At 65.1% G+C, this 6,515-nt stretch carries 4 protein-coding genes; 1 reads left to right on the top strand and 3 read right to left on the bottom strand.

Going from position 1 to position 6,515, the window contains the following annotated elements; all coding sequences use genetic code 11:
- Positions 1-216: 216 nt before the first annotated feature.
- Entirely contained in the window at positions 217-1,086 is an 870-nt protein-coding gene (locus AB4Y40_RS20530; protein WP_368689326.1) for a sulfurtransferase, read from the top strand.
- A 27-nt stretch (positions 1,087-1,113) separates the two neighbouring features.
- Here AB4Y40_RS20530 and AB4Y40_RS20525 read toward each other — a convergent pair whose 3' ends face one another.
- The 3 genes from AB4Y40_RS20525 to polA form a co-directional block, all read right to left on the bottom strand.
- On the bottom strand, positions 1,114-1,986 hold the full coding sequence (locus AB4Y40_RS20525; protein ID WP_368689325.1) for a dienelactone hydrolase family protein: 873 nt from the start codon (positions 1,984-1,986) through the stop codon (positions 1,114-1,116).
- 95 nt (positions 1,987-2,081) lie between these two features.
- Positions 2,082-3,458: an NAD(P)/FAD-dependent oxidoreductase gene (locus AB4Y40_RS20520; protein WP_368689324.1), complete on the bottom strand. Its 1,377-nt coding sequence runs from the start codon at positions 3,456-3,458 to the stop codon at positions 2,082-2,084.
- A 254-nt stretch (positions 3,459-3,712) separates the two neighbouring features.
- Positions 3,713-6,514 carry a DNA polymerase I gene (gene polA / locus AB4Y40_RS20515; protein WP_368689346.1) on the bottom strand — a complete coding sequence of 934 codons (2,802 nt, stop codon included), beginning with the start codon at positions 6,512-6,514 and terminating at the stop codon, positions 3,713-3,715.
- Between the last annotated feature and the right edge of the window lies 1 nt (position 6,515).

Genomic DNA, 6,515 nt, shown 5'->3' with positions numbered 1-6,515 from the left:
CGCTTCGACAAGCAGGGGAAGGGTGTCAACCAGCATGGCGACGAAAGTTAACATCGCCGCGACGTGTTTACAACCCCTTTGCTCCACCAACAAAAATGCCGTTCAGTTGCTTAACTGAACGGCATTAGGGCTTAGGCCCGTCTTTTTGTTTAGACTGACGGCACCGGGCCGTCGCATAGCGAGAGAGGGCGGCCTTGCACGAATCAAGGAGCCGTCATGCCCCACACGCACTACACCACGCTGATCTCGGCCGCCAATCTGCACGAACGCCTGACCGCCGCGCCGGGCAGCGTGCTGGTTTTCGACTGCCGCTTCGATCTCGCCAACCCCGCCGCGGGTGAGAACGGCTATGCGCTGGGCCATCTGCCGGGCGCCCAATACCTGCATCTGGACCGCGACCTCTCGGGCCCGAAGACCGGCAAGAACGGCCGCCATCCGCTGCCCGACCGCTCGGCGCTCGTCGCCACGCTGTTGCTGCGCGGGCTCAACGAAGGCCAGCAGGTCGTGGCCTACGACGCGCAAGGCGGCGCCTACGCCGCGCGCCTATGGTGGCTGCTGCGCTGGCTCGGCCACGACTCGGTGGCCGTGCTCGACGGCGGCCTCAAGGCGTGGGAGGCGGCGGGCTTCCCGCTCGTGCGCGACGTGCCCACGCCCGCGCGCGGCACTTTCAAGGCCGGCGCGCCGCTGCAGGTGACGGTGGACGCCCAGGCCATCGTCCGCAATCTCGCGACGCACGAACTCACGGTCGTCGACGCGCGCGCCGCCGACCGCTATCGCGGCGAGAACGAAACGATCGACCCGGTGGGCGGCCATATTCCTGGCGCGCGCAATCGGTTTTATCAGGACAATCTCACGCCGGATGGCCGCTTCAAGTCGGCGCATGCGCTGCGTGAGGATTTCACGGCGGTGCTGCCGGGCATCGCGCCCGAACACGTGGTCCTGCAATGCGGCTCGGGCGTGACCGCCTGCCACAATGCGCTCGCGATGGAGATTGCCGGCCTGCACGGCGCGGCGCTCTATCCCGGTTCGTGGAGCGAATGGAGCGCCGACGCGTCGCGGCCGGTCGCGACTGGCCCCAACCCCTGAGCCGGGAATCCGGAAGCGGGCACGGCGTCACACCACGCCGTGCTCCTTGAACCAGGCAATCGCGCGCTTCCAGCCGTCTTCCGCATCGGCCTTGCGATAGCTCGGCCGGTAGTCCGCGAAGAACGCGTGGCCCGCGTCGTCGTACACGACGATTTGCGAGCCGCGCCCGCCCTGCGGGCCCTGCGCGATGGCGGCCTTCATCTGCTCGAGCGTGTCCTGCGGAATGCTGTTGTCCTGCAAGCCATACATGCCGAGTACCGGCACCTGCAGATTGCCCGCGAGATCGAGCGGATTTTGCGGCGAATTTTCCGTGTGCGCGCCCGCCACGCGGCCATACCAGGAAACCGCCGCCTTGATGCGCGGATTGTGCTCGGCATAGAGCCACGTGTAGACCCCGCCCCAACAGAAGCCATTGACGCCCACGCGCTTCAGATCGCCACCGTGCTCGCCGGCCCAGACAAGCGCCGCATCGATGTCGCCGAGCACCTGGGCATCGGGCACCTTGCTCGCGATGTTCTCGCTGATTTGCTGCACCGTCGGGTACACCGAGGCATCGCCCTGGCGCACGAAGAAGTCCGGCGCGATGGCCAGATAGCCGAGCTTCGCAAAGCGGCGGCACACATCGGCGATATGCTCGTGCACGCCGAAGATCTCGTGAATCACGATGATCACCGGCAAGTGCGTCTTGCCGCGCGGCTGCGCGCGATACGCCGGGACGAGCGTGCCGCCCGACTGGAAGCCGATCTCGCCGGCTTCGAGGCCTTCGCTGTCGGTGTGGATGGTTTGCGCGGAGACGGGCAGCACGGCAGCTGCGAATCCGCTGCCGAGCGCCGCCTTGATGAAGGTGCGCCGATCGAACGGTACGTGCGGGACGAGGCTATCGACTTCGGGTTTCAGCATGCAACGCTCCTTGAAGATCAAACAGCGGAAACAGGCGGAATGGCGCCGCGCCCCGGACACAAGCACCGCTCGATGCAGACGCTCAGTGCAGCCGCCTAGTGCAGCTTCACGCGCGGCAACGTCGTGCGGCGCAGCCAGTGCGCGAAGGTATCGAGCACCATGCGCGCGTAGCCGTGCAGCGCCGCGATGTGCAGCCGGTACAGCGACATGTACATGAAACGGGCAAACAATCCTTCGATCAACATATTCCCGCCGATCAGCCCGCCCATCAGATTGCCGACCGCGCTGAAGTGGCCGAGCGACACCAGTGAGCCGAAGTCGCGATAGGTGAACTCCTCGAGCGGCTTGCCGGCGAGCAGATTGCCCAGCGACTTGAACAGGAAAGTGGCCTGCTGATGCGCGGCTTGCGCGCGCGGCGGCACACCGCGCTCGTGGCCCGGCCATTCGCAGGCCGCGCAGTCGCCGAGCGCGAAGATGTTGTCATCGAGTTCCGTTTGCAGCGTACGGCGCACGATCAGCTGGCCGAGCTTGTTGACGGTGAGGCCGTCGAGCCGCGACAGCACGGCCGGCGCGGTGATGCCCGCGGCCCAGACCGTGAGGTCCGCGCGCAGGTTCTTGCCGCTCGCGGTGCGCACGACGCCAGGCGCCACTTCGATCACCCGTTCGCTCGTGAGCAGCTTCACGCCGAGCTTTTGCAGCAGCTCGCCCGTCGCCGACGACACGCGCTCGGGCAACGCGGGCAGGATGCGCGGGCCCGCCTCGATCAGCACGATGCCCACGTCGTGGCGCGGATCGAGCTTGTGCAATCCATAGGCCGACAGCACCTGCGCGGTGTTGCGCAGCTCGGCGGAAAGCTCGACGCCCGTCGCGCCCGCGCCGATGATCGCCACCTGCACGCGCGGCTCGGCGCCGGCGTTCATGGCCGGCGCGAGGTCGTCCGCCGTCACCTCCACCGCGACTCTTTCGGGCGCCTGATGTTCGGCACGCATGCACGCAGCGATCAGGCGCTTGCGAAAGCGCTCGGCCTGCTCGACGGTGTCGAGCGCGATGGAATTCTCGGCCGCGCCCGGCACGCCGAAAAAGTGCGTCGTGCTGCCGATCGCGAGCACGAGCGTGTCGTATTCGAGCACGCGCTCGGGCAGCATTTCCGCGCCGTCTTCGTCGAGCACGCGCCCGAGCGTGATGCGCTTCGCCGCACGGTCGAGGCCGGTCAGCTCGCCCTGCTGGAACTCGAAGCCGTGCCAGCGCGCCTGCGCCGGATATTCGAGCTGATGCGTGAACGGATCCATGCTGCCCGCCGCGACTTCGTGCAGGAGCGGTTTCCAGATATGCGTTGGATTGCGGTCGACCAGCGTGATCGATGCCGCCTGCGGCTTGCCCCGCTTCGCGCGCGCTTCGCCGTAACGATCGCCGAGCCGTGTTGCCAGTTCCAGCCCGCCTGCGCCTCCTCCCACAACGATAAAGCGATGCATAGACTCTCCGTGCATGTCGAAAGGCGATAGAAAGGCCGATGCATCGACAACATGACGTGCGAGGCACCGGCCTTCAATCAAATCATTGTCGGCTGACGGAGCGCGCGGCGGCAACCCTTGCGGCGCGCATTCGCGACATCACGCACGCGAGGCTTGCCTTATCGCGCGCGCGCAGTTACATCCTGGTTACGGCTTTTGCGGCACAGCGCATTCAGTATGTACTTAGTAGAGCTTCACTAAGCACTACATCGTCTTCAATGCGCCTCTTCCCAGTTCTCGCCCACGCCCACTTCGGCGACGAGCGGCACCTTGAGCTGCGCCACCGAGCACATCAGTTCGGGCAAGCGCTTGCGCACTTCGGCGAGTTCGCCGCCCGGCACTTCGAGCACGAGTTCGTCGTGCACCTGCATGATCATCTTCGTGCCGATCTTGCGTTCGTCGAGCCACTTCTGCACCGCGACCATGGAAAGCTTGATGAGGTCGGCGGCCGTGCCTTGCATGGGCGCGTTGATGGCGGCGCGCTCGGCGGCCTGGCGGCGCGGACCGTTGCCGCCGTTGATCTCGGGCAGCCACAGACGGCGGCCGAAGACGGTCTCCACATAGCCGCGCGACTTCGCGTCCATGCGCGTTTCGTCCATGTAGCGCGCCACGCCCGGATAGCGCGCGAAATAGCGGTCGATATAAAGCTTCGCCGCGTCGCGCGTAATGCCGAGATTCGATGCGAGCCCGAACGCGCTCATGCCGTAAATCAGGCCGAAATTGATGACCTTGGCGATGCGCCGCTGGTCCGCGCTCACTTCGAGCGGCGTGACGCCGAACACCTCGGAAGCCGTGGCGCGGTGAATGTCGTCGCCGCGCGCGAACGCCGCGAGCAGCGACTCGTCGCCCGAGATATGCGCCATGATGCGCAGTTCGATCTGCGAGTAGTCGGCGGAAACGATCTTGTGCCCCGGCGGCGCGATGAACGCCTCGCGAATGCGCCGGCCTTCGCCCGTACGCACGGGGATGTTCTGCAGATTCGGATCGTTCGACGCAAGACGGCCCGTGACCGCCACCGCCTGCGCGTAGTTCGTGTGCACGCGGCCCGTTTGCGCATTCACCATGCGCGGCAGCTTGTCGGTGTACGTGGACTTGAGCTTGGCAAGCCCGCGATGCTCGAGCAGGATCTTGGGCAGCGGGTAATCCTCGGCGAGCTTCTGCAGCACTTCTTCGTCGGTGGAAGGCGCGCCGCTCGGCGTTTTCTTCACGACCGGCAGTTGCAGCTTCTCGAAGAAAATCTGGCCGATCTGCTTGGGCGAGCCCAGGTTGAATTCGCCGCCCGCGAGCGCATACGCTTCCTCTTCGAGCGCGATGAGCCGCACCGCAATTTCCGCGCTCTGCTTTTCGAGCCTTTCGCTGTCGATCAGCACACCGTTGCGCTCCATCTTGCGCAGCACGCGCGACGTGGGCAGCTCGATGTGGCGATACACGTAATCGAGGCCCTTCTCGGGCGCGATCTGCGGATAGAGCGCGCGATGCAGTTGCAGCGTGACATCGGCGTCTTCGGCAGCGTATTCGGCGGCCTTGTCGAGCGCGACTTCGTCGAAGCCGATCTGCTGCGCGCCCTTGCCCGCCACCTCTTCGTACTTGATCGTCTTGATGCCCAGATGGCGCAGCGCGAGGCTGTCCATGTCGTGGCTGCGATGCGATTCGAGCACATACGACTCGAGCAGCGTGTCATGCTCCACGCCATTCAGCTCGATACCGTAGTTCGCGAGCACCTGCTCGTCGTACTTCATGTGCTGGCCGACTTTCTTGTGCTTCCCGCTTTCGAGCCACGGCTTCAGGCGCGCAAGCACTTCGTCCTGCGGCAGTTGATCGGGAGCGTCCGGGCCGCGGTGCGCGAGCGGCAAATAGGCGGCCACACCCGGTTCCGTCGAGAACGACATGCCGACGAGCTTCGCGACCATCGGATCGAGCGCCGTGGTCTCGGTGTCGAACGCAGTGATTTCGGCGGCTTCGATCCGCTTGAGCCACGTACCGAACTGCGGCCACGTCTGGATCGTTTCGTAATGGCGCGGGGCATCGACGAACAGCGCGGGCTGCACGTTCGCGTCTTTTTCAGGTACGTCGCCTTTGGTTGCGGCGGGCACCGTCTCGCTCTGCTGACTCGCTTCGGTGACTTCGCGCAGCCAGGTCTTGAAGCCGTGGCGCGCAAAGATATCGCGCAGTTCTTCGCGCGCTTCGGCTCGCGTGGCGAGCGACGCTTCGATCGACTCGAGATGCGGCGCGAGATCGCAAGCCGTTTCCACCGTGACGAGCTTTCTCGCCATCGGCAGGAAGTCGAGCGCGTCGCGCAGATAACCGCCCACAGCGCCCTTGATTTCATCCGCATGCGCGATCACGCCGTCGAGCGAGTCGTATTGCGTGAGCCACTTCACCGCCGTTTTCGGGCCGCACTTGTTCACGCCCGGCACGTTGTCGACGGTGTCGCCGATGAGCGAGAGATAATCGATGATGCGCTCCGGCGGCACGCCGAACTTCGCGATCACGCCTTCGCGATCGAGCGTTTCATTCGTCATCGTGTTGATGAGCGTGACGTGGTCCGTCACGAGCTGCGCGAGGTCCTTGTCGCCCGTGGAAACGATGACCTTCATGCCGAGCTTCTCGGCCTGATGCGCGAGCGTGCCGATCACGTCGTCGGCCTCCACGCCTTCGATCATCAGGAGCGGCCAGCCGAGCGCGCGCACGGCCGTGTGAATGGGCTCGATTTGTGCAGCGAGCGGCTCGGGCATGGAAGGCCGGTTGGCCTTGTACTCGGGGTACCAGTCGTCGCGGAACGTCTTGCCCTTTGCATCGAACACGCACGCGCTATACTCTGCCGTAACGTCCTTGCGCATGCGACGCAGCATGTTGATGATGCCGTATAGCGCGCCCGTGGGTTCGCCATCAGGACCGCGCAGATCCGGCATCGCATGGAAGGCCCGATAGAGATAGCTAGAACCGTCGACCAGCAACAGGGTCTTACCTTCCAGCTCATTTTGTAGCTTCGTTTCCACGCGTAGTTCTTCAGGCATT

The sequence above is a fragment of the Paraburkholderia sp. EG287B genome, assembly GCF_040965595.1.
Lineage (GTDB): Bacteria > Pseudomonadota > Gammaproteobacteria > Burkholderiales > Burkholderiaceae > Paraburkholderia.
Note: the sequence above shows the minus strand (reverse complement) of the source record. Positions and strands in the feature narration are given on the sequence as shown.